We start from the raw sequence: 24093 nt of genomic DNA on the forward strand, positions 1-24093 counted from the left end.
TGTGCTGATCCTTTTTCTCGGTATAGGTATTTTACCTTGTATTGCATTTCCATTTGATTTAGACTGAATCCCAATATTGGGAGGGTGAAATGATGGAACTTTTGAAGGCTTTGTTGCTTGGAATCGTACAGGGTATTACCGAATGGCTTCCTATTAGTTCAACAGGGCACTTGCTCTTGCTTGACGAACTTATCCAATTGCAGATTAGCCCTGCCTGCAAGGAACTGTTTATGGTTATTATTCAGCTTGCTTCAATCCTTGCTGTCATCATCCTGTATTTCTCTACCCTCAACCCATTTTCTACAAAGAAAGGGCAACTGGAAAAGAAACAGACCTGGAATCTTTGGGGTAAAGTGTTGGTAGCAACCCTACCTGCCGGAGTCGCAGGGGTGCTGCTCAATGATTTTATGGATACCTACCTGTATATCTGGCCGGTAATCGTAGTGGCCCTTGCTTCCTATGGTCTTGTCTATATTCTTCTGGAAAAGAAGGGAAGGGGAACAAGAAAACCTAGAATTACCACCCTTTCTGAAATCTCCTATGCCGATGCTGCGAAGATGGGAGCTTTTCAGATGCTCGCCTTGGTGCCTGGGACCAGCCGTTCGGGTTCTACCATCCTCGGGGGGATTATTATCGGGATAGATAGGCCTATAGCCGCACAGTTTTCGTTTTTCATGGCCATACCGATCATGGCAGGAGCCTCCCTGCTGAAACTGTTGAAAATCGGGTTTTCCTTTACAAACAGCGAGTACCTGATTCTTGCCGTTGGGTTTATTACTTCCTTTGTCGTCTCACTGTTCTGTATCAAGGCTCTGGTTGCCTATGTAAGGAAACATGACTTCTCAATCTTCGGCTTCTACCGGATTGCCCTCGCTCTGGTCGTCACCATATTTTTCTTGACCACGGGGCGATAGCATGGCCCTCCTGGTAATTATCTACCTATCGTTTATTTCTCTGGGGTTGCCTGACGGGGTACTTGGAAGCGCTTGGCCCGTGATGCATGTACAATTGAACCTTCCCCTCTGGTCAGCCGGGGTCATCGCTTTGGTAACCAGCGGAGGGACGGTAGTCTCCGCCTTATCCAGTGCAAAGGTAATACGGCGCTATGGAACCGGAAAAGTCACAGCAGTCAGTGTCCTGATGACCGCAGTTTCGTTACTTGGGTACTCTTTTGCCCCTAATCTTTTGACGCTTCTTTTGCTTGCTGTCCCTTTGGGGCTTGGAGCCGGATCGGTTGACTCTGCATTGAATAACTATGTAGCTTTGCATTACAAAGCCCGCCATATGAGCTGGTTACACAGTTTCTGGGGATTGGGGGCAAGCGGTGGCCCTGCGATTATCTCGCTGGTGTTTACGCTTGGCTATGGCTATAGGCAAGGGTACCGTGCAATAAGTGTAGCCCAGTTTGTCTTGGTTGCTCTTTTATTCCTCTCACTTCCCTTCTGGCAGGGGAAAAAAAGCGAGAATCAAGGGAAGGAAGCGAAAGCGAGTGTGAACCCACTTTCCCTACAGGGCGTGCCGTTTGCGTTGCTGACCTTCTTCTTCTATTGTGCGATGGAATCTTCGACAGGCCTTTGGGCAAGTACCTATCTGGTACAGGTCAAGGGAATCGGGGTGGAACAAGCCGCACTGTGGGGATCATTATTCTTTTTGGGCATTACCGTAGGCCGCATGGCCAGTGGCTTTATCACCTTCCGTGTTTCCAATAACACTATGATCCTTGGTGGCCTTACCGTTTGTTTTGTGGCCTTACTGCTGTTTTTCTCTCCCTTTGTACATCTTTCAGGTATTGCCTTGGTCACCTTTGGCCTTGGCTGTGCACCTATCTTTCCCTGTATGATCCATGAAACCCCCAGACGATTCGGAGCAGAAAACTCTCAAGCCGTTATCGGCCTCCAGATGGCCTCTGCCTATGTGGGTAGCATGATTATGCCACCGCTTTTCGGTTTGATGGCTTCAACTCTCGGGTTGGAATGGATGCCACTTGTACAACTGGTTTTCACCCTGGCTATGGTCTTGTGTGTTACAAAGCTCATCCGTATCGCAAAGCAAAAGGCAAAGCGTTAAGGCTCTGGATTTGCCGGTAGGACATCATCAGGCCAAGGGGTAACCAAATCTGTCTTTGACGATGCATTAAAGGGATTGGTAAGCGTATTGCCTGAAATTGCATTTGAATCCTTGACCTTTGGGGAAGGTATAAAACCCGAATATGCAACCGTGGTAATATAAACCCCTCCTCCGTTTGTCTTTGCCTGGTTGCCGCTGATAGTATTTTGAGCAAAGCTCTCACCAAGGGCATGGATATATAGCCCACCTCCGATTGAAGCAGAATTGTTTGCTGTAATTGTATTGCCTGTGAAAATTCCATCAGGGAACAACTGGGAAATGTAGACTCCGCCCCCATAGCCAAATTGTCCGGCATTGGAATTGTTTGTAATACGGTTGTCAAGTACCGATCCTTTCAAATGGAAAATATACAGGCCTCCTCCGTCGGACGAGGAATGCAGTATAGCGTTTCCCGTAAAGGTATTTTTTTGTATGCTTCCGCTTGGTTCAAGGTATTCTACCTGCAACCCTGCACCGTCTTCGCTATTAGTAGCTGAAATGGTATTGGCAGAAAACAAATTGTCCTGGACCAAGCCCTTTACAGTCTGGACTTGCATCCCCCCTTCGCTATTGCTTTGTATGGTATTGAGGGAAAATACGCTTTCTGATGCCAATTCGCCCGCATAGACACCCAGCGTATTGCCAGAAATAGTATTCTCGGTAACCAGGCCTTCCAGCAGATACATGGACAAACCTGTTCCGTTAGTATTGGAAATGGTATTTCCCTTGATGATTGCCCCTGCCATCGGGTACCCGATTGAAACAGAGGAAAAATTGTCGGTAACCAGATTGTCTTGGAAAACCCCGTCGAATTTGTCGAGATCGACACTGCTTGACTCCAGGTTTCTGAAAATGTTGTTCTGTATGAATCCGGTGACAGGAACCTCATTAGGGTAAAAATCAAAACCTAGTCCATACCCGTCTTCAATGATACAGTCTTTGATTTCTACGTAGAATTCCTCCATGGAGGAATAATCCTTGTTGCTTGTCACATTCCATATTCCGCTGTTATTGGTCGATGCCACCGTCTTGATTGTGAAACCCTCCAGATGGGTATCCTCATTGAGGTAAACCCTCCCGTCTATGATGGTAGACTCTCTACCGGCTCCTATGAGCGAAGTGCCTATAGGAATAGTGATCGTCCCGACATAGGTGCCGCTTGGTACGTGTATGGTTGCCTTTTCTCCATAGTAGTCGATGATGTCCTGTAAGGTCTCGGTGACATCGATTCTGGTAGTAGCCGTTGCCCAGTATCCCCTGATATCCTCGACCCTGACGCCGACCTCAAAATAATCGTCATCTGCGGTGAACTCATGGGTAACCGAGGAAGATGCAGTAGTTAGGTCTGACCCATCATCGAAATCCCAGATAAATTCCATCGATCCCGGGACAAAGGCGTTGTTTGGTTTTGCACTGAACGTCACAGAGAAGGGTACTAGCCCTGTATTGGGAGAGGCAGTGAGGGTGACGGAGAAGTCATCGTTTACAGGGTCGTCGACAACCGTGACGTCATCGAGAAAATCGGGAAGCCCGCTGTCAGAGTCTACCTGTTCCTTTTTTGTCTGTGCAGTGTTGACAGTGGGGTCCCAATCCTCGGCAAAGGCATCGAAAGCATTGCTCATGGCCTCCACTTGGCTATACAGGCCTGACACTTCGTCATAGAGGTCTTCCCAGAGTTGTTCATCCCCCCAGTCAAAATCTGGGTAGGCCCAGCTGTCGAATTCGACATCGGGAAGATTGTAGTCCCCCGAGGGGAGGATAGCCTTGGCAGACTCACTGGAAGCTATGTTGATTTCGCTAGGGGTAGTTTCGAGTATTGGTGTCTTGGATACCTTCACTCCGCCTTCCTGTACTGTGAAGAACGTAGTGGTGATGTCATTGCCTGCCCCTATGATGGCAACGGCTTTCTCACCGGATGAAGAACCGGTGAATCCTGTTTTTCCTCCAAGTACTATTGACAGGTACCCATTCACTGTCGTGGCAGTCTTGAAAGCCGGGGGAATATTTTTCTCATCGACTGCCATATTTACGACGTTTCCGGTGAATGTCATCACCGCACTGGCATTCTCGACGACGGTGACTGCTGTCTTTGCCTTTGCAACCCATCCGATGGCAGAGGCTGCCGTGGCTGTTGCCCCGCCTTTTACGATGGCGGTAACCGGGTTGACCAGAGCCAAGGTAGAATTGACCGTGTTTGCCGTATCTCGTACTGTCTCGATATATTTGATTTCCTTGCCGTATTCAACCTCATCGACAATATCGACATTGAGTGCAATATGGTCGTTGGTCTGGTGGAGCAGGAAAAAGAGTTTCGACATGCCCACCCCGGTACGTCTCGAAATGTCTTGCAAGGAATACTTTGTGCCATATTCAGGGTCGAGCATCATTTCGATGAGCCGACGGGCGTGCCAGGTATCCTCACCCTTTGCCTGAAGGGTCTTTGCCTCTTTTTGATAGTCTGCATAGGTCTCTGTCAGCCGGAAAGCTTCCAAAGCCGGTTCAAACGTATTCTTTGCATACGATTCCATCTCACGGCAGAGGTCGAGCAGGGCGTCCGTCTCCTCTATTGCTGCATCGAGGCGGCTGGTAAGCAGAGCCCTATCGGTGACCGAAAGGTCGGCTAAGAATACTGAATTGGAAAGCGCTACCACACGGTTGTAAGATTCGACATAGGCAAATAGGTAATCATTCACACGCTGGTCATACAGTCTGATAAACGCTTCCATATCAGATGAAACCGGTAGGAACGTGAGCAGGTCTGATCCCGCAGTATCTTCTATTGCCCCAGGCGGTTCACTCGGGCAAGATACCAGTAGCAAAGACAAAAGGGAAATCAAGGCCAAAAACAAACAGGGAAGGGATGGTCCTTGGGGTTTCAACCTCATAGCCGGCCTCCAGCTTTCTTGTTGCGATTCAGGTATTGAAGTACGATATATCTATCTTTTATTTTTACATACTCTGAGTATATGTCAAGAACTTATACATAACTAAATATATGTATTTCATTGATTAGCATGCCCTGATAGGGCGAACCCGCAAGGGCAGGTTTTTTCCCACACTGGAAACTGTCCCGTTTCCAAAATGTTGGCTCCAAGCTTCAATGGCGGCCTGACTTCCTTCTGAGGAACTCCACTACATACTATCTGATAACCTCCAAAAGAAGGTGTTGCCATTGTCTCTATCCTGTTCATAGGCAGCATCAGCCATGAAAGAAATAAGGTTTAGTGTGTTGAATGGGCCTTTTTTGATGGTTTCGAAGGTGGGGATCATTGAACTGAAAGCATTTACCAAGGTCTTGTAATATCCAAAAATCACAATTTGTTCTGTTTGTATACCAAGCCGAAGCAGAAAACAATACGTTATTTTCTGCTTCGATATAGGATTGGTTACAACCTGTCTTGTGTTATTCAGGAGGTCTCGTTCACTCGCTCTTCCTGACTGAGAAGCGACAATCGTTTCACTTCATCGAGATCTAGCGCCAGGGCCTTGGCTATGCGAGAGCCATAGTCCTTATCGGTTTTATAGAAAAGGGCACATTGTCTCATCTGAATCTTATGCTTGGCATTAATCAGGTGACTTGCAATATTATTGATTAGATGCTCCTTGTCCTGTTCGTTCATCACTCTCCGGTAAAGTTCTCCCGGCTGAATAAAATCGATATCTTCACTCGGACGTTCATGTCTGGCAAGGATTGCCTGTACTTCAATCTGGGGAGGAGAAAACGATGCATCTGGTTTTGGTTGCCCTTCAATAGAATTAGGCCAGTAGTTCGGTTCCTTTCCCTGGTTTCCCCCGATGCTCATTGAACCGTCACGTTGATAGGTCTTTGCCTTATGTTTGCTCATGTTGATGGGAATCTGTTGATGGTTGGTCCCTAACCGGTAGAGATGTGCATCATGATAGGCAAACAGCCTGCCTTGTAGCAGCTTGTCAGGGGACCAGCCGATACCTCTGACCAGATTTGAAGGGGCAAATGCAACTTGCTCTGTTTCTTCAAAATAGTTTTCCGGGTTTTTGTTCAGTGTCATTTTTCCCAGGGGAATCAAAGGGTAGTCACTCTGATACCAGACTTTGGTGACATCGAAGGGGTCGAAAGGATAGTCTTTTGCCTGTTTACTCGTCATGATCTGGACATATACCGACCAGATAGGGTAGTCGCCCCGCTCTATGGCATCAAAGAGATCGCGGGTTGCATGGTCACTGTCTTTTGCCTTCATGGCTTCTGCCATCTGGGCATCCATGGTTTTGTTTTTCTGGTCGGTCTTGAAATGGTATTTTACCCAGACATATTCTTTTTTACTGTTATACCACATGAAGGTATGGCTTCCGTACCCATTCATATGCCTGAAATCGAGCGGGGTTCCCCGGTCTGAAAAAAGAATCGTGACTTGGTGCATTGACTCAGGGGTCAAGGAAAGGAAATCCCAGAACATGTCTGCATCTTTGAGATTGGTCTGGGGGTTGCGTTTCTGCGTGTGGATGAAGTCTGGGAATTTGATGGCATCGCGGATGAAAAATACCGGAGTGTTGTTGCCCACCAGATCGTAATTGCCTTCCTCGGTATAAAACCTGACGGCAAATCCCCTCGGGTCGCGCTCAGAGTCGGCACTTCCCCGTTCTCCGCCGACAGTAGAGAATCGCACAAACACTTCAGTCTGCTTTCCGATAGTGGAAAGGAAGTCGGCGCAACAATATGCACTGAGATCGTTTGTTACTTCGAAAACCCCATGAGCCCCGGCTCCTTTTGCATGTACTACCCGCTCGGGGATGCGTTCCCTGTTGAAGTGGGCAAGTTTTTCCGTAAGATGGGCATCTGCTAAGAGGGTATACCCTTCTTTCGCCCCCGTCGTGAGAGAAGCCTGGTCACTAGGAACAGGTAGGCCGCTTGCAGTGGTAAGCTTTTTGTCTTTAAACATTCCTTTTTCTCCTTTTCAAAAAGATTACCCTTCTGCCTAAAAATAGAACATGAACCGTTTGATTTGTCAATGTTTTCACTTTGAAATGCTTTCCAAGGAAATAGTTAGCTCCTTATGATATCTGAACTTTCCTGTGCTATACTGAACATGGTATGTATGAAACCAAAAAAAGGAGCGATACCTATGAACAAAGGGTCATATAGCGTTGTGCTTTCAGGTGAGGCAGGACAGGGTTTGAAGACGATAGAGTCGCTTTTTATGGCTCTATTGCAGAAAAGCGGATACCATGCCTTCCTTTACAAGGAATTCATGTCACGGGTACGGGGAGGCAACAATACCAGCGAAATCAGGATTGCTTCCACTGCAGTATCAGCCTACGTCAACAAAATCGATTTGCTTTTGGTTTTCAGTAAGGATGGGCTTGACCGGTTGCTCGACCGCATAGATGAGGACACCCTTATCGTTGGGGAAGAGATGTACATCACGGCAAAAAAGACCAAGGGAAAACTCCATCCGATCCCAATCGTAGAACATATGGAGAAACTGGGAAGCCAGATATATGCGAACAACTTTGTAAACGGGCTGCTCTGCGACTTGTTTTTCTGCGATGCAACCTATGCTTTCGAGGCGATCGAGAAACAGTTTTCGAAAAAAGGCGAGGAAGTTGTCGAGAAAAACCGTCAGGCTTTCCAAATGGGGCAGGAGATCGGGAAGACGTTCAATGGTACGTTCAAACTTCCCCCTGACCCTGCGGTAAAAAAAAGGTATTCGCTCAGCGGTTCTGAGGCGATAGGGATAGGAGCCCTTGCAGGGGGGTGTAATTTTATCGCTTCCTATCCGATGTCTCCTTCAACAGCCGTTTTGGTATATCTTTCCAAGCATGCCCGTTCCCACGGGATTGTCGTGGAACAGGCCGAGGATGAAATCGCTGCAATTAATATGGGTCTGGGAGCTTGGTATGCAGGAGCCAGGGCAATGGTTACCACCTCCGGTGGCGGTTTTGCCCTCATGGGGGAAGGGGTAAGCCTTGCAGGGATTATCGAGTCGCCGATGGTAATTCACCTTGCCCAGCGGCCTGGGCCTGCGACAGGACTTCCGACAAGGACTGAACAAGGCGACTTGAATTTGGCCATCTATGCCGGACAGGGTGATTTTCCCCGTATTATCTATGCACCGGGAACGTTTGAGGATGCAATCCGGTTGACCCATCGGGCCTTTGAGATGGCTGACGCGTTCCAAGTACCTGTTTTTGTACTCACCGACCAATATTTTCTGGACAGTGAGGGCCAACTTGATCCAATCGATTTTTCCACCCTTACGGTAACAAACAATATTGTAAAGACAGAAAAGGAATATTTGCGCTATGAACTGACGCCTTCGGGACTTTCCCCTAGGGGCATCCCTTCGTTCGGTGAGGGGTTGGTCTGTGTAGATAGCGATGAGCATACCGAGGAGGGAAGGATTACTGAATCTGCAGCAGTGCGTGTTTCCATGGTGGACAAACGCCTTCGCAAGATTGAGGGATATAAAGAGGTCGAAGTGGAAATCGTAGGGGAAAAAGACTATGAGACATTGGTTGTTTTGTGGGGGTCTCCCTATGGTGCTGTAAAAGAAGCTGTGGAGAGGATAGGGGATAAGACAATTGCAATTGCCTATTTCAAGCAGGTTTTCCCACTCCCTTTGGCAACCCGTGCAATTCTTTCCAAAGCAAAAAGACGTATTCTGGTTGAAAATAATGCTACCGGGCAATTGGGTGAATTGATAGCCAGGGACCTGCAGCTTACCTTCGATGCAAAGATCCTGAAATATAACGGGTTTGCCTTCTCCGTCGAGGAGCTTGCCACACAGATCAAAGGAGCACTCAAATGAAACAGACACGATTCGATTATACAAAGAATTCAGATATTGCCTGGTGCCCGGGTTGTGGAAACTATGCCTTGTTACCCTTGCTTAAACAATCGCTTGAGGATTTGGATATGGATCCGAAAAATCTGGTTATTTCCTCTGGGATCGGGCAGGCGGCGAAGATGCCGCAGTATGTGCATACTAACTTCTTCAATGGACTACACGGACGGGGTGTCTCGGTTGCGACAGCAATCAAGATGGCTAACCCAAACCTTACCGTCATTGCAGAAGGTGGGGACGGTGATATGTATGGGGAAGGAGGAAATCATCTGATCCATACCATCAGGCGTAATCCCAATATTGTCCACATTGTGCACAACAATATGGTCTATGGCCTTACCCAGGGGCAAGCCTCCCCGACAAGTCCCCGTGGTTTCAAGACGCCTCTCCAAAATGAGGGTGTGATTCTGGAACCCCTCAACCCGCTCGCCCTTGCCTTGGCCCTCGGGGCCCCGTTTGTAGCTAGGACGTTCGTGGGAAATGCGGAGCTTACCAAAAGGATTATCAAGGAAGCTATCCAGTACAATGGGTATGCCCTCATTGATGTGTTTGACCCCTGTGTTTCGTTCAACAAGGTCAATACCTTCGCCTGGTACAAGGAAAACTCGTATGTACTTGATGAGTCCTACGATTTTTCTGATCGCATGCGCGCTATGGCGAAAGCTTTCGAGCAGGGGCCCTTCCCGTTGGGAATCCTGTATAAAAACCAAGAGCATAAGCCAACGATTGAAGAACAGCTTCCTGCCTATCAGGAGGATAAGAATCCACTCTTTTTGCGAAAACGTTCGGTTTCCGATTTGAATAAGCTAATGGCTTGATTCTGTTACCGCCCGGTTTTCCGGGCGGTTCCTGTTTTACTGGTCAGTTATCCCCTCGATTCCTTTTTTTGTCCGATGGAAGAGGCTGAGGGCAAGAAGGGCCAAGGCCACTCCACAGGTTCCCAGTATCCATTCGATTCGGATTGCATCGCCGAGAGGCCCGAAGAGAAGCATTCCTAGGGGCATTGCAAGCCCGGAAAGGATTGTCTGCAAAGAGAAAACCCTTCCGAGCATGGCCGTTTCGGTGTTCTTCTGGATGATTACGGTGCTGCTGATATTCGTCATAGGGACAAACAGCCCCGAAATAAAAAGGCACAGAAGATACAGCGGAAATGTGGGCATGATGGCCATGAGGATAAAGGTTATCCCGATTGCCAAGAATCCTACCCAATAACTGGTCAGTAGGTTTTTGAATCCACCCCACATCGACATGGCGATTCCCCCGACCATAAACCCTATGGACCAGGCCATTTCGTTTGCCGTAAGGTTCCAGACCAAATTGCCAAAGGTACGCGAAACCATCAAAGGGGTGAGGAAGGCTGCCGGGGAGATCAGGAAGAAGAATATCCCCGAAAAGAAAATGACTATTTTGAGTATGTCATGGTTGTTGGTATAGAGGACTCCAAGTTTCAACTCAGTGAGGAAGTGCTGTTTTTCGGTTGTCCTGACAAATGGTTTGACAGCCACAAAGAGCAATACGACGCTTGCAAGGATTGCCGTTGTCACATCAATGAGCAGGATATTCCCCAGGCTCCAGGAAGTAAGCAGAAAGGCTCCCAGAGCCGGGCTGCCCAGCATGATGATACTGGTTGTTGTAGCCTGCAGGGAATTGAACCGGGTGAGTTTCTCTTCTGAAACAATCTGGGGGATGACTGCGAGAATGCTTGGGTCCTGGATGCCTTCGGCCGCTGATCGTACACCCAGTACAAGGTAAATCAAGAGAAGGGATTCGGTTTTGCCGAGAATCATGTAGACAGCGAGCACAATAGTGGCCAATGCTATGAAAAGGTCACTCGCAATAATAAGGATTTTCCGGTTATACCGGTCTGCAAGAACCCCGCCAAGTGGTGATACAAAAACCAAAGGGAGGCAAATGCAGAGCGTTGCTATGGCCATGACCGAGCCGCTTTGTGTTTCCATGGTCAAATACCAGCTGATGGAATAGCTTACGATCATGGAGCCGAACCGGGACAGGGCTTGGCTCATTAAAAAGAGGATACCGGCTTTTGCTATATGTTTTTCGCTTTGCATGGCCAAACTATTCAGGAAATATATTTTCCAGTCAAGGGGAATGGCTAATTACTACTCTTTTACTTTGATTTCGTTCTGTTCAAGGTTGGTGGCCTTGAAAACGTTCTGTCCTTTTTTATGCATTTCCAAAATGAGTTTCTCAAGTTCCCTCTTTTTACTATAGGGGTCTTCGAATAATTCTTCCTGCATGGGTTTATCCCCTTCATACAACTGGTAGAGGCCAACACCGAGTAGCCGAATGGGGATTCCCTCATGCCACTTTTGGGCAAGCAATTGCTTGGAGTAGCTGAATATCTGCTCGGCACTGTAGATGTTTGCCTTCGGGGTGGTCTGGCAGGTATAGGTAGTAAAGTCGGGGAGTCTGACTTTTATACCAATGGTCCTCCCGATTTGTTTCTCGTCAAGCGACCTGAACATCACCTCATGGCTCATCTGGAGCAAGTATTGTTCCAGTATAGAGGCACTGGATATGTCTTCGTCAAAGGTAATTTCACTTGAAATGGAATGGCTTTTCGCTTCACAGGTAAAGAGCCCAGGATCGATACCCCGTGCCGCGTTATACAGAAAGGATCCCATCGATTGTCCGAAAAGCGACTGCAGGGTACTTTGGGTAAATCCCCTGAGTTGTTCTGTTGTCATGATATGGTGTTTTTCCAGCAAGGCCCTGGTTACTTTCCCGACTCCCCAGAGTTTTTTCAATCCTACGGCATCAATGAACGCAATTTCTTTTCCCGGGGAAACCCTGCACAGTCCATCGGGTTTGTTATAGTCGCTTGCCATTTTTGCTATGAACCGGGAAGGTGCAATCCCAACGGAGATGGTCAAACCGGTTTCTTCGGTTACCTTCTTTTTAAGCAGCATTGCCGCTTCGCGGGGCAGCCCATAGAGCCGGCGGGTCCCGCTCATATCCAAAAAGGCTTCATCGATCGATAATTGCTGGACTTCGGGAGAGAACGTGCGGCAAATCTGCATTATGCCCTTGCTGACTTGGCTGTAGTGTTTCATGTTGGGTTGCACAACGATTGCCGAGGGGCAGAGCCGCAGGGCCTGACCCATGGGCATGGCTGAATGTACCCCGAATTTCCTTGCCGCATAGGATGCGGTAGAAACGACACTTCTTGGCCCCAAACCTCCGATTACCAGACATTTTCCCTTGTATTCGGGATGGTCTCGCTCTTCGATAGCGGCAAAGAAAGCATCCATGTCAACGTGAAAATACACCTTTTCCGTGTTCATATCGATCAAATTCCTGGTGGAACGTAGGTACGTCCTTTTTCCTCTTGGGCACGTAGAATCGTATGATCCAAGAGTGTCTGCACGACTTGCTCAAGAGAATACCCGCACGATTGCATAAGTACCGGGTAGTGGCTGGTAGCAGTCATTCCCGGTAGCGTGTTGATCTCATTGATATACAGTAAACCGTCACTAAAGAAAAAGTCCACCCTGGCATACCCATCCCCTTTGATTGATAAAAAGGCTTTCTTTGCGTAATCGCGGATTGTCTTTTCGGTTTCCCCGTCTAAAGTGGAGGGGATTTGCATATGGGCGGTGTCTATCTGCCCGTATTTGTGTGCATAGGTGAGAAACCCTGCATTTTGTTTTGCCGGGTCGATTACGAGTCCTGGGCCTGCGACGAGAAGCCCTTTGTCTTGTGTGGTAAGGACTGCGCACTCGATTTCTACCATGGGCTCGATCAAACGCTGGAGAAGTACGCATTCACTGAATTTTGCTGCATAGGCTATTGCCGAGAGAAGTGTTTCCCCCGTTGGGGTTTTTAAGGCGGTGACTCCAACCGATGATCCGCTGTTTTCCGGTTTTACCAGTAGGGAGGGCCCCAGTTGTTTGAGAATGCGCGGTAGCGCTATCTCGATGCGGGTAGTGCAGGTGCTGCAAAAGAAATGTTCGCCGAGGAAGGCGGGCAGGCTTGCCCCTTCAACTTCCTTAAGCCAGGCAATTGCGTTGGCATTGAGACTTAAGGTGGGGACCGTAGGGATGCCGGCACTGGCAAACAGCTGTTGGGCAAGTTCCTTATGCATGCCGAGCGCACTTGAAACGGTGTCGCAACCGCATAAAGGTATCTGGGCAAGAAAACAAAGTCCTTGGAGATTCCCGTCTTCCCCTCCCATTCCATGGGTTACCGGAAAGGCTACCTCGATGGGAAGAAGGTTGTTGTTGCAGCTGAACCCAAGACCAGGCAGCACAGTGACGTTTTGTCTCTGATCGATGGTTTCCTGTATCGGTTTGTCTTCCTGTAAATGAAAGGTGCCACTAAGCGAGATGCCTATTGGCAATACCGCATGGCCAAGTTTTTTCAAGATGGTGTATATGTTCTGGGCACTCTTGATCGATACGTTGTGTTCGCTGGAGCGTCCTCCGTAGAGTAGGGCAACATGCATCTGTTGATTCTCCTTTTAGGCTTTCTGATAGGTATGCAAGGCAATTCTGACTTGTTCTTCTTCATTCCAGGGTATTTTACCCTCTGCTCGTTCAATGGAGGTTTCATGGCCTTTTCCCAGAAACAAGAGGGTATCTCCGTTGTGGGAAAGGGAAAAAGCCCGTTCGATTGCTTTTTTTCTATCTGGTATTTTTTCGATGATAAGGTTTTTATCCCCAACTTCTGTAACGAGGCTCAAGAGGTCTGAGAAAATTGCTTCGTTCCCTTCTTTACGGGGGTCTTCCTCGGTGAGGATGAGGATATCGGCATAGGTTGCGGCAATGTAGCCCATGGGGGCTCGTTTACTGGTGTCCCGTTCGCCTGCACAGCCGAAGACGGCGATCAGTTTGCCTCTTTCGTGCTCAGTTGCAAAGGAAGAGAACAATTTTTCATACGCATCGGCGGTATGTGCGAAGTCTATGAAAATTTGCAAGCCAAAGGGGTTTTCGATGGTGTTCATCCTACCTGTAACCGGTTGGAGTTCTTCTAATGAGGGGAAAAGGGTGGTAAATGGGGTATGCAGAAGATAGGAGGCTCCGAGGGCTGCGAGCATGGCGTTGCTTGCAAGGCAGGGCAGTACACAGGAAAGCGCTACTGTTTTGTTTCCTACGGTGCAGAGAACCTGTCCTGCTTCCTTTTTTTCGATGGTGCATTGTATGTCGCGGTGGAGGATACATGCCTCTTTGTCTTTTGTAAGGCAGGAAAGGAAAGCTTGCAGCGAAGGGTTGTCGGTTGTCGATATGAACTTGCCGTTCTTTTTGAGGTTTCTCACTAGGTTGCATTTTGCATCGACATAGGCGCTATGGGTCTTATGGAATTCCATATGCTCACTGGTTACGGTAGTTACGATAGCCACATCATAGGTTAGCGTTGCAAGCCGGTCATATTCTTTGCTTAGTGCATGGCTGGTGCATTCCAAAATCACATGGGTCAGTCCATTGTCTGCACATCGACTGAGGAATTGTTGTAGGGAATCAGCTTCCGGGGTGCTTTGGCGATAGGGTGAGATTTGTTTTTTTTTGCCGTCATCCATGGATACGGTTCCCAGTAATCCTGTCTTTATTCCATGTTTAGTAAGGATTTGATGCAGGTAGTCACAGGTGGTGCTTTTCCCGTCGGTTCCCGTTATTCCTATGAGAATAAGCTTTTTTGCAGGATAATCATAGAAGGCTGCACACATGTTGGCAAAGAGGGAACGGGGATTTGGAGTTTGGAAATAGTAGATTCCCTGTTGTTTGTCCTTGGGTTCTGTTTTGCTGATTATGCAGATTGCACCGTTTTCGATGGCTTGGGGTATATAGTTCTGTCCATCGGTGTGAATGCCGTCAAAGGCAAAAAAGGCGCAATCTGGTTTGCATTGCCTGGAGTCGTAGCAGAGCGAGGTCAAGCAAAGGTTGCTATCGACGATAGATCCGTCCAACCCGGTCGCATTCAGCAAATCTGCAAGCTTTTCCATGTGGCTATGGTAGCAGGGTTGCAAAACCAATGCAACTGATAGTGCAACTGATAGTGGTTTGTTTGTTTTGTTTTTGGTATGCTTGGGTATTATTATGAAAACCTATACATATAAACCCCAAGGGGTCTGTTCCCGTGGTATAACTGTAACTGTGGATGAAAGGAATATCATAACAGATATTCATATTGAAGGTGGTTGTGAGGGTAACCATAGCGGAATTATCGCCCTTTGCCTTGGTCAGGAAGCTTCTGTGGTGGTGACCAAGCTGGAGGGGATAACCTGCGGGAAAAGAAAAACCAGTTGCCCGGACCAGCTGGCAAAGGCTCTCAAGGCAGTTTCATGAAAAAAAGGTTTGTGCTTGGTTGTGTTCTTACATTCTGTCTCGCAAGTCTAGGCTCTTCGCCTTTGGATCGTACCGATCTCAGTTCGATTGGTTCTGGTTCGGCAGGTCTGGCTTTGACTTCCTCAACTTCATTTTTTGCTAATCCTGCTGCGCTTTATTTCCGTGATGTTACCGATTCCTCATTCTATGTGTCGGGTAGCTACAAGGATTATATGGTTCCTACGAACTTTAGCAATGGCGAACCCAATCCCTTTGTCGATAGTCCTGTTTCAGATTTTTGTGTTTCGTTCAGCGGTAGAAGCCTTGCCTTGACTTTGGAATCCCAGACTTCTCTTTCTGATCGTACTGTCTTTGCCGATTATACTACCTATGTAGCAAAGTCGAGCACTTTGTTTCAGCTTGACTGGGCTGTAGGTTCTAATAAAATTGCCTTTGGTCTCAGTCTGAGGGCTGTTTCTTTTTCCGAGCGGTCACCGATTCTTGTCAGGGATGCCTATACTGTCGGGGATTATTTTGTAGAGACTGTCTTGGGTAAGTATGAGACTCTGGAGGAAGATGCCATTGTCTCAGCAGGTCTGGGGCTTCTCTTGAATTATGACTGGTTTAAAATGGGTGTAACCAGTGATGCTTTTGCCTATGCCCAAGGTGATGACTCTTTGGCAATTAGCTCAGAGTCTTTGTTCAAGACTTTACGATGGGGGTTTGCACTCAGTTCCCCGACGTACGACAGTACCAATCAGCTTAATCTTTTTAAAATCGAGTCAGCGCTTGATTTATGTAATATCGGGGATCTTGAAACGAGGGAAGTGCGATTTGGGTTGGATATCAAGTTGCAGCTACTGCCTTTCTGGTCGGTGAGCCTGAATAACGGGTATCGGGAGATTAAGCCTGACATTGGCGATTTCTTTGCAATTGTCCCTGAAAACGGCATCCATACCATTGGCCTCGAAATCCAACTCAATAGGGTCTCTCTTGACCTAGCCTGTTCCATTCCCTTGGATTGGTACCTGGGAACAAAAGATGATGACTCTTCTGTTGCCATTACCTTGGCAATGAGCTTCGCAGTGTAAGAGTGCCGTGGTATTGACACTAAGATTTTACCAGCTTTAAAGCAAGCAATATTTTGTTTTTGGCCTTTATCATCTCCAAATAAATAACACCTCTTTGATTATCGATTACTAGACATGAAGATTTTGTCTGGCTTTATTGCGTCATGAAGGGTGTCTCCTATTTCTAAAATCAAGGACTCATATCCAATATGTTTCCGTAAAGATATACCTGGAAGAAAATAGGAAAAGCAATGATTTTATTCTTTTGCCCTTACCTATGACACTATATGTCATTGGGTATGGGTAATACTGTAAAAACCAGATAGGGAAAAAGTTTGACAAAGTCATTTTGGAAGGCTAGTGTTATGAACAATTAGCAAAGAAATATTTCATATAGCTTTGTTTTGGTAAAGGAAAAATATTAAAAGTGAAAGCTAGAGTTGATATTGCCCATTGTAAAAAAGATGAGAACGATCACTGGGATACTCCCCAGAACTTGATAGATCATTTAGAGAATGTGGCAAGAATGGCTTCAGACTTTTCAGCAGAATTTTGTTCTTCCTCTTGGGGCTATGAGGCCGGTATCAATCACGATACAGGTAAGGGAACAGATGAATGGCAGGAATACATACGTCAGCAAAGTGGTTATGAATCCCCCGACAGTGACGGTAAAAATTCTCGGCTTGATCATTCTTCACCAAGCTCAAAATTAGTAGAGCAGAAAATCCCAGGTATTTCTGGAAGGATTCTTTCCTATCTTATTTCAGGTCATCACACGGGTCTTCCTGATTGGGAAGGCTCCCAGAGTTCATTGCATTTTCGGCTGCAGCAAACAAAAATAGATGGGATTCATGCAGAATACAGGAAATCTGATAATTTGGAGAGCAGGTTGACGCCTCCGTGGCAGTTTCCTACTACTGGCCTTGATATATCTCTTTGGATGCGTATGGTTTTTTCTTCTTTAGTTGATGCTGATTTTTTAGATACTGAGAGCTATATGGATTCTAGTGCCTCTGCTCTGCGTTCAAGCTATCTTCCTTTTTCTGTCTTAATCAGTATGTTTGAACAGTATATGCAAAATTTGGTAACCCAAGTAAGCATAAAAAAGGACACTCCAATATATAAGGTTCGGCAACTGGTTCTTAAAGATTGTAAGAATGCAGCAAAGAAAGCACCAGGGATGTTTTCGTTGACTGTACCTACAGGAGGAGGAAAAACCCTTGCTAGTCTTGCTTTTGCATTAAGTCATATTGAAATTTATGCAAAGAAAAGAATTATTTATGTTATTCCCTACACAAGTATCATTGAACAGACAGCAAATATTTTCAAACAAATTTTCGGTGAGGACCAAGTTATTGAACACCACTCCAACTTTGACATGAGTCTCTCATCCCAAAAGGTTCGCCTTGCTTCTGAAAATTGGGATGCACCGATTATTGTAACAACCAGCGTTCAGTTCCTTGAATCTTTATTCGCTTCCAAGCCTAGCCGTTGCAGAAAGCTGCATAATATTGCAAATAGTGTGGTTATTTTCGATGAGGTACAGCTACTGCCGATAGAATATCTGAAGCCTATTTTAGAAAGTTTGGAATTGATTTGTAGCCATTATAAAACCACAACCCTGTTTTGCACAGCCACACAACCTGCATTTGAAAAACAAGATGATTTTCCACAGTTCCCTGGCTTCGCAAAGGGAAAAGTCAGGGAAATCATACAAGATGTCCCATTTCTGTATAAAGCCTTGAGAAGAGTTGAATTACAGAGTGTAGATATCAATACTATAAGGTCTTTTGAAAGCATCGCTTTTGAACTTACAACATATGAACGAGTTTTGTGTATTGTTTCTGACAGAAAAAGCTGTAGGGAATTGCATGCCTTGATGCCAGTAGGCACGTATCATCTATCTGCTTTGATGTGCCCTGAGCATAGAAGCGATATCATTGCTGAGATTAAGGAAAAGCTCAAAGGGAATGGGCCAGTCAGAGTGATAAGCACCCAGCTTATTGAAGCCGGAGTTGACATAGATTTTCCCGTAGTCTATCGATCCATTGCTGGCTTTGATTCTATTGCTCAGGCAGCAGGGCGTTGTAATAGGGAAGGGGTATTGGAAAAGGGTAAGCTTGTTGTGTTTGTTTCTCCCCGTAGACCTCCTGTTGGTATCCTCCGAAAAGCTACAGATGCATCGATTAGTTTACTAAATGAAGGATTTTATGATTTTCTGGATCCTTCACTATATAGGAATTATTTCTCGCGTTTGTATTGGCTTGCGAATTCTTTCGATGCTAAAGGTATCGTTGATTTGCTAGAAATTTCTGACCCTAAGAACCTGGGGATCCAGTTCAGGACAGCATCAGAACAATGCAAAATTATTGATGATAGTAATATGGTAAGTATTTTTGTTCCTTACTGTAAAGGTTCCAAATTACTCGAAGAACTTACTTCAGGTGGGCCCTATGAAAAAGATAACAAAAACTACAGGGCGATTTTTCGAAAATTACAGCGATATTCAGTTTCAATCTACAAAAATGAATATACAAAACTTCTGCGACGAGGCTCACTAGTTGAAGTGTTTCCTGAAGTTTATGCATTAAATAGTATGGTTGAATATGATTTTCAAAAAGGGCTTTTGGTGGATGAGACTTGCCAAAACCCTGAAACTTTTATGGTTTGAATGGAGGATACCGATGGACGATTGGATATTGGAAGTGTGGGGTGATTATGCTTGTTTTACTCGTCCTGAAATGAAAGTCGAACGAGTAAGCTACGATGTTATAACACCTTCAGCTGCTAGGGCTATTTTTGAGGCGATTTTTTGGAAACCTGCTATCGTTTGGCATATTACCAAGATAGAAGTATTGAATCCTATAAAATGGGTTTCGGTGCGGAGAAATGAAATCGGGAAAATCGCTTCTATGCCTTCAAAATCCCAAATGGAAGGGACTGTAGAAGAAATGCCGGAGATTATCATTGAAGAGAATAGGCAACAACGCGCAAGTATGATTCTATGTGATGTTCATTATAGGATCCATGCTTATTTTGAATATTTACCTCCTGAAGTACGAAATACTACTTCCAGTGAATCTGAAGACGATAGGACAGACGAATCGCCTGCAAAGTATGCTGCAATGTTTGATAGAAGAGCTCGGAAGGGACAGTATTTTCATCATCCCTATTTAGGGTGTCGAGAGTTCGCTTGTTATTTTAGTCTTATCGATTCTTCAACTTCTAGTCAGGGGAAAAAGCCAATTGCAACAGACCAAGATTTAGGTTGGATGCTTTATGATATGGATTTTTCTAAAAATGATTTTCCAACACCTACATTCTTTAAAGCACGAATGGTCCAAGGTTGTATTGATACCGATGCACGAACTTTGGAGGTCCTCTCATGATACTACAAGCTTTGTCGGAGTATTATTATCGCCTGGATGGAAATGGAAAAGATCTAATCGCTCCATTAGGTTGGGAAAAAAAGGAAATTCCGTTTATATTTGTCTTGGATGAACAGGGATCTCTTTTAAATGTGGAAGATACAAGGGAGGGGGAAGGCAATAAAAAACTTGCCAAGACCTTTCTAGTCCCTCAAGGAGTCAAGAAAACATCAGGTGTTGCAGCAAATCTTCTATGGGATACTGTTGGTTATGTCACGGGGTATCTAGATACAAAAAAAATGTCCGAGACTCAGGCAAAAAAGAAAATCGAAAGACTACCCAAAGAACATCAAGCTTTCATTGAACGCATAGAAACAGAACTGATTGACTCGCCCAAAAAGAGTGCCTTGATTCATTTCCTACATTCGATAAGTTTGGACGATCTTCGTAGCTTTCCTTGCTGGGAAGAGATTGCAGTGGTTAACCCCAACGTTAGTTTTCGTTTTTCTCAAGATCTTCAGTTGTACTGCCAGAACAATGAAGTAAAGAAGGCTTTGGCTAAGATCGAACCGAAAAAAAATGATGCAACTCAGCAGGTATGCTTGGTTTCTGGTGAAAAGGATAGCATCTGTACTTTACATACAGCCATCAAAGGGGTGTATGGTGCCCAGTCTTCTGGTGCAAATATTGTTTCCTTCAACCTCTCACCTTTCAATTCATATGGCAAAAAACAAGGTGAGAATGCTCCTATTAGTGAAAAAGCAATGTTTACCTATACTACTGCTTTAAATACCTTGTTAGGAAAAAACTCAAAACAAAGAATGCAGATTGGGGATGCCTCAACAGTGTTTTGGGCAGGTAGGATGAATCAATTTGAAAAAGATTTCCTAAAATTTTTCGCAGAACCTTCAAAGGATGATCCGAATGCAAATACCCAAAGTATTCGAAGTCTGATGGATTCACCTAAGACTGGTGAATATTATGCTGATTCCTGTGAAGACCCCTTTTATGTCCTAGGTCTTTCTCCTAATGCGGCACGAATTTCTATCCGGTTTTGGTTTAATGGCATAGTTTCGGATTTTTCTAAAAGAATTAGGGTATATTTTGAGGATCTTGCAATTGTGAAGCCGCCGAACGAACCGGAATATTATTCAATATGGCGTCTTTTGGTCAATATTGCTGTCCAAGGAAAAAGTGAAAACATTCCACCGAATATTTCATCTGACTTTATGCGTTCAATACTTATGGGAACTCCCTATCCGCAGAGTCTACTGCAAATGACTTTACGGAGAATAAAAAATGATGGGGAAAACAGGGTTCCCCCTGTTAGGGCAGCATTGCTTAAAGCAATTTTAAATAGGAATTTACGATTATATCCAAAACAAAATCAAAAGGAGTTAGATATGTCACTAGATATCGATCAACCTTCGATAGGGTATCAGCTAGGGCGTTTGTTTTCAACACTAACCAAGATTCAGGAAGAAGCAAACCCAGGGATAAATGCGAGTATCGCTGATAGGTATTACGGGTCGGCGTGTAGCACCCCTGTATCTGTTTTTGGAACATTGATGCGCTTAATGCGACACCACCTGGCGAAAATCGAGAATCCAGGAAGAAGAATCCAACTTGAACGGCAGATAAATGAGATTGTAAGTCATATTGATGAATTTCCTGCACATCTCAATCTGAATGAACAGGGAAGGTTTGCAGTTGGTTATTATCACCAGCGACAAGCTTTTTTCACAAAAAAAGAAACTGAATTGTCTGATAAATAGGAGGTTTGAAATGGAATTGCAAAAGCGTTATGACTTCATTCTGTTATTTGATGTACGTGATGGTAACCCCAACGGAGACCCTGATGCTGGTAACTTGCCAAGGATTGATCCTGAAACTGGCAATGGTTTGGTGACAGATGTCTGTATCAAACGGAAAATTCGTAATTATGTAGATATCGTCAAAGGAAACCAACCTCCTTATGAAATTTACATAAAGGAAAAGGCTATCCTCAACAATTCTAACAAACGAGCTTTTGAAGCCTTGGGAGTCGATCTTGCAAAGGATACCTCAAAACGAAAGGGTGGGGACAAGACAGAGGAAGCTAAGCTTTGGATGTGTAAGAACTTTTTTGATATCCGGACTTTTGGTGCTGTCATGACCACAAAAATCAATTGCGGTCAAGTTAGAGGACCAGTCCAATTCACATTTGCCCGTTCGATTGACCCTGTCATCGCGGCCGAACATAGTATCACAAGGATGGCTGTAACTACAGAAGAAGAAGCTGAAAAACAATCCGGAGATAACAGAACTATGGGAAGAAAATACACGATTCCCTATGGTCTCTACCAAATTCACGGTTTTATTTCTCCTCATTTAGCTCGTCAGACAGGATTTGATACTGATGATTTAGAGCTTCTTTGGGATTCATTGTTAAATATGTTTGACTATGACAGGTCAGCTGCAAGGGGGTTCATGAGTACACAGCGGTTAATTATATTTGAGCATTCCTCACTACTAGGTGACAAGCCGGCACAAGATTTGTTTGCAAGGGTTTCTGTTGAGCGAAAAACAGATCAGGACAAGCCAGCAAGAAGTTTTTCTGATTATAAGGTTACCTTGGATGGGCAATTATTGGATAATAAGAAGAACATAATCCCCGTGTAAAAATTGTTAGTAAATAGAGCCAAACCTAAGGAATCTACCCAAGGGTTTGACTCTATTTTTGTCAGAATGATAAGGAGTGGATTGTGTTTGATGAAAGGGACCTCCTTCCAATATCTTCTATACAGCATCTACTTTACTGCGAAAGACAATTTGCCTTGATTCATTTGGAAGGCCTTTGGGATGAAAATAGATTCACAGTAGAAGGGGATATTCTTCATGAACGGGTTGATATGATTCACCATGAATCAAGGAAACTGTTTTATCAGGAGTACAGTCTTAATATCAGATCCATGGAAATTGGTTTGGTTGGTATTTGTGATCTTGTTGAAGTTTTATACACGCCCAATAGAGAAATTGAAACTATCTGTCCGGTTGAGTTCAAAAGGGGAAGCGCAAAACAGACTGATGTCGATTTGGTCCAACTTTGTGCCCAGGCAATATGTCTTGAGGAAATATTTGCAATAAAGATTCCAAAAGGACAGATATTTTACCTACAAGACCATAGGCGAGTTGATGTGCTTTTTGATAATTGTTTAATTACTAAAACAAAAGGATTGGTTAGGCGTGCTCAAGAATTGTTAAAGGGTTCGTTTACACCTTTGCCTGTTTATCATCCAAAATTATGTGATGCTTGTTCTCTGAAGGAGATTTGCTGTCCAAAAATCATAAGCTCGAGGCAACTTGCTGTTTCTGACTATGTTAAATCTCAAATTTCCTTTAATCGAATGGAGTATATAACTGAAGGATTGAGCAATGATTAAATTATTGAATACTCTTTATGTCAGTTCTCAAGGGTCTTATCTCCGGAAGGAAGGTGAAACTGTAGTTGTTGAGTTGGCTACAAAGAAAGTTTTACAAATTCCAATACATACAATCAAGGGGATTGTTTGTTTTGGGAATGTCCTGTGTTCGCCTTTTTTACTTGGCTTTTGCTCAGAGAAAAATGTTTCGGTTTCTTTCATGACAGAATATGGTAGATTCTTAGCTTCTGTCCGCGGTCCTGTATCTGGAAATGTATTATTACGTCGTCAACAATATCGTTTTGCTGATGATAGCGAGATATCGACGATAATCGTTAAGAATTTGGTTAGTGCTAAGATCGTCAATTGTCGTATTGTTCTTAATAGAGCTATGCGAGATCATGGCACCAAGTTTGATATAAAAAAGATGAAAGAAAGTTCTATAAGCATGGATAGGGCTGTTAGCCAAGTTTTAAGCGCTACTTCAGTGGATGAAGTAAGAGGATATGAGGGGCTTGCTGCAGCTGAATATTTTTCTGTTTTTAATGATTTGATTGTAAGTCAGAAGGAAGATTTTATCTTTCAGACTAGAAACCGAAGGCCACCTTTAGATGAAGTAAATGCTTTACTCTCTTTTATTTATACACTTCTTTCCCATGATGTTCGGTCTGCTCTAGAAACGGTAGGTCTCGACCCTTCTGTAGGGTTTTTGCATTGTGATCGTTCTGGGCGATATGGATTGGCCTTAGATATGATGGAAGAGTTCAGGCCTGTTATTGCGGATCGATTGGTTCTGTCGCTAATTAATAGAGGCCAAGTAAAAAAGAATGGCTTTTATAAAGCAATAAATGGGGCGATTACTATGGATGATGATACAAGGAAACTTGTTCTTGTAGAGTATCAAAAGAGAAAGCAGGAACAAATTCATCATCCCTTTATAAATGAAGATATCCAGATTGGATTGCTCTTTCATGTTCAAGCTACTTTATTAGCGAGGTATATTCGGGGTGATATTGATGGTTATCCACCATTTTTCTGGAGGTAAA

General features: G+C 44.9%; 18 protein-coding genes. 12 read left to right on the forward strand and 6 right to left on the reverse strand.

Annotated features, from left to right (window positions below; all coding sequences use genetic code 11):
- Positions 1-89 precede the first annotated feature (89 nt).
- Positions 90-914, forward strand: coding sequence for an undecaprenyl-diphosphate phosphatase (locus SPIGRAPES_RS15940; protein WP_014271790.1), 825 nt, complete (start codon positions 90-92; stop codon positions 912-914).
- A gap of 1 nt (position 915) precedes the next feature.
- Positions 916-2067, forward strand: a complete 1152-nt coding sequence (locus tag SPIGRAPES_RS15945; protein WP_014271791.1) for an MFS transporter — start codon at positions 916-918, stop codon at positions 2065-2067.
- Here the strand turns inward: SPIGRAPES_RS15945 and SPIGRAPES_RS15950 are convergent.
- Both SPIGRAPES_RS15950 and SPIGRAPES_RS15960 read right to left on the reverse strand, forming a co-directional pair.
- Positions 2064-4991, reverse strand: a complete 2928-nt coding sequence (locus SPIGRAPES_RS15950) for a NosD domain-containing protein (RefSeq protein ID WP_014271792.1) — start codon at positions 4989-4991, stop codon at positions 2064-2066. The genes SPIGRAPES_RS15945 and SPIGRAPES_RS15950 overlap by 4 nt on opposite strands.
- 522 nt (positions 4992-5513) lie before the next feature.
- Positions 5514-7022 (reverse strand): catalase, encoded by a 1509-nt coding sequence (locus SPIGRAPES_RS15960; protein WP_014271793.1) that lies wholly within the window; start codon positions 7020-7022, stop codon positions 5514-5516.
- A gap of 183 nt (positions 7023-7205) precedes the next feature.
- Between SPIGRAPES_RS15960 and SPIGRAPES_RS15965 the strand changes: the two genes are divergently transcribed.
- Positions 7206-8891: a 2-oxoacid:acceptor oxidoreductase subunit alpha gene (locus SPIGRAPES_RS15965; protein WP_014271794.1), complete on the forward strand. Its 1686-nt coding sequence runs from the start codon at positions 7206-7208 to the stop codon at positions 8889-8891.
- Positions 8888-9745 carry a thiamine pyrophosphate-dependent enzyme gene (locus tag SPIGRAPES_RS15970; RefSeq protein WP_014271795.1) on the forward strand — a complete coding sequence of 286 codons (858 nt, stop codon included), beginning with the start codon at positions 8888-8890 and terminating at the stop codon, positions 9743-9745. Before SPIGRAPES_RS15965 ends, SPIGRAPES_RS15970 begins: the two co-directional genes overlap by 4 nt.
- 36 nt (positions 9746-9781) lie before the next feature.
- On the opposite strand, the gene SPIGRAPES_RS15975 is transcribed toward SPIGRAPES_RS15970, so the two are convergent.
- The 4 genes from SPIGRAPES_RS15975 to SPIGRAPES_RS15990 are packed head-to-tail and all read right to left on the reverse strand — an operon-like array spanning position 9782 to position 14886.
- Positions 9782-10996, reverse strand: a complete 1215-nt coding sequence (locus SPIGRAPES_RS15975) for an MFS transporter (protein ID WP_014271796.1) — start codon at positions 10994-10996, stop codon at positions 9782-9784.
- Positions 10997-11047: 51 nt separating this feature from the next.
- Positions 11048-12232 (reverse strand): DNA polymerase IV, encoded by a 1185-nt coding sequence (gene dinB / locus SPIGRAPES_RS15980; RefSeq protein ID WP_014271797.1) that lies wholly within the window; start codon positions 12230-12232, stop codon positions 11048-11050.
- A 5-nt stretch (positions 12233-12237) separates the two neighbouring features.
- A complete protein-coding gene (locus tag SPIGRAPES_RS15985; RefSeq protein ID WP_014271798.1) occupies positions 12238-13392 on the reverse strand; it encodes a D-alanine--D-alanine ligase in 1155 nt (384 codons plus the stop codon).
- A gap of 15 nt (positions 13393-13407) precedes the next feature.
- Positions 13408-14886 (reverse strand): Mur ligase family protein, encoded by a 1479-nt coding sequence (locus SPIGRAPES_RS15990; protein ID WP_014271799.1) that lies wholly within the window; start codon positions 14884-14886, stop codon positions 13408-13410.
- Between the two features lie 94 nt (positions 14887-14980).
- On the opposite strand from SPIGRAPES_RS15990, the gene SPIGRAPES_RS15995 reads away from it, so the two are divergent.
- The 8 genes from SPIGRAPES_RS15995 (at position 14981) to cas1c (ending at position 24092) form a co-directional block, all read left to right on the forward strand.
- On the forward strand, positions 14981-15229 hold the full coding sequence (locus tag SPIGRAPES_RS15995) for a TIGR03905 family TSCPD domain-containing protein (protein WP_014271800.1): 249 nt from the start codon (positions 14981-14983) through the stop codon (positions 15227-15229).
- Positions 15226-16299 (forward strand): hypothetical protein, encoded by a 1074-nt coding sequence (locus SPIGRAPES_RS16000; RefSeq protein ID WP_014271801.1) that lies wholly within the window; start codon positions 15226-15228, stop codon positions 16297-16299. Before SPIGRAPES_RS15995 ends, SPIGRAPES_RS16000 begins: the two co-directional genes overlap by 4 nt.
- Positions 16300-16705: 406 nt before the next feature.
- A complete protein-coding gene (locus SPIGRAPES_RS16005; RefSeq protein ID WP_014271802.1) occupies positions 16706-18949 on the forward strand; it encodes a CRISPR-associated helicase/endonuclease Cas3 in 2244 nt (747 codons plus the stop codon).
- Between the two features lie 13 nt (positions 18950-18962).
- Positions 18963-19667: a type I-C CRISPR-associated protein Cas5c gene (cas5c, locus tag SPIGRAPES_RS16010; protein ID WP_014271803.1), complete on the forward strand. Its 705-nt coding sequence runs from the start codon at positions 18963-18965 to the stop codon at positions 19665-19667.
- Positions 19664-21421, forward strand: a complete 1758-nt coding sequence (gene cas8c, locus SPIGRAPES_RS16015; RefSeq protein ID WP_014271804.1) for a type I-C CRISPR-associated protein Cas8c/Csd1 — start codon at positions 19664-19666, stop codon at positions 21419-21421. The genes cas5c and cas8c overlap by 4 nt, the downstream gene beginning before the upstream one ends.
- A gap of 10 nt (positions 21422-21431) precedes the next feature.
- Entirely contained in the window at positions 21432-22307 is an 876-nt protein-coding gene (gene cas7c / locus SPIGRAPES_RS16020; protein ID WP_014271805.1) for a type I-C CRISPR-associated protein Cas7/Csd2, read from the forward strand.
- A gap of 83 nt (positions 22308-22390) precedes the next feature.
- Positions 22391-23068 carry a CRISPR-associated protein Cas4 gene (gene cas4 / locus SPIGRAPES_RS16025; RefSeq protein ID WP_014271806.1) on the forward strand — a complete coding sequence of 226 codons (678 nt, stop codon included), beginning with the start codon at positions 22391-22393 and terminating at the stop codon, positions 23066-23068.
- Complete coding sequence (gene cas1c / locus SPIGRAPES_RS16030) at positions 23061-24092, forward strand: type I-C CRISPR-associated endonuclease Cas1c (RefSeq protein ID WP_014271807.1); 1032 nt, start codon at positions 23061-23063, stop codon at positions 24090-24092. The genes cas4 and cas1c overlap by 8 nt, the downstream gene beginning before the upstream one ends.
- Position 24093: the final 1 nt, after the last annotated feature.

The sequence above is a fragment of the Sphaerochaeta pleomorpha str. Grapes genome, assembly GCF_000236685.1.
Taxonomy (GTDB): Bacteria; Spirochaetota; Spirochaetia; order Sphaerochaetales; family Sphaerochaetaceae; genus Sphaerochaeta; species Sphaerochaeta pleomorpha.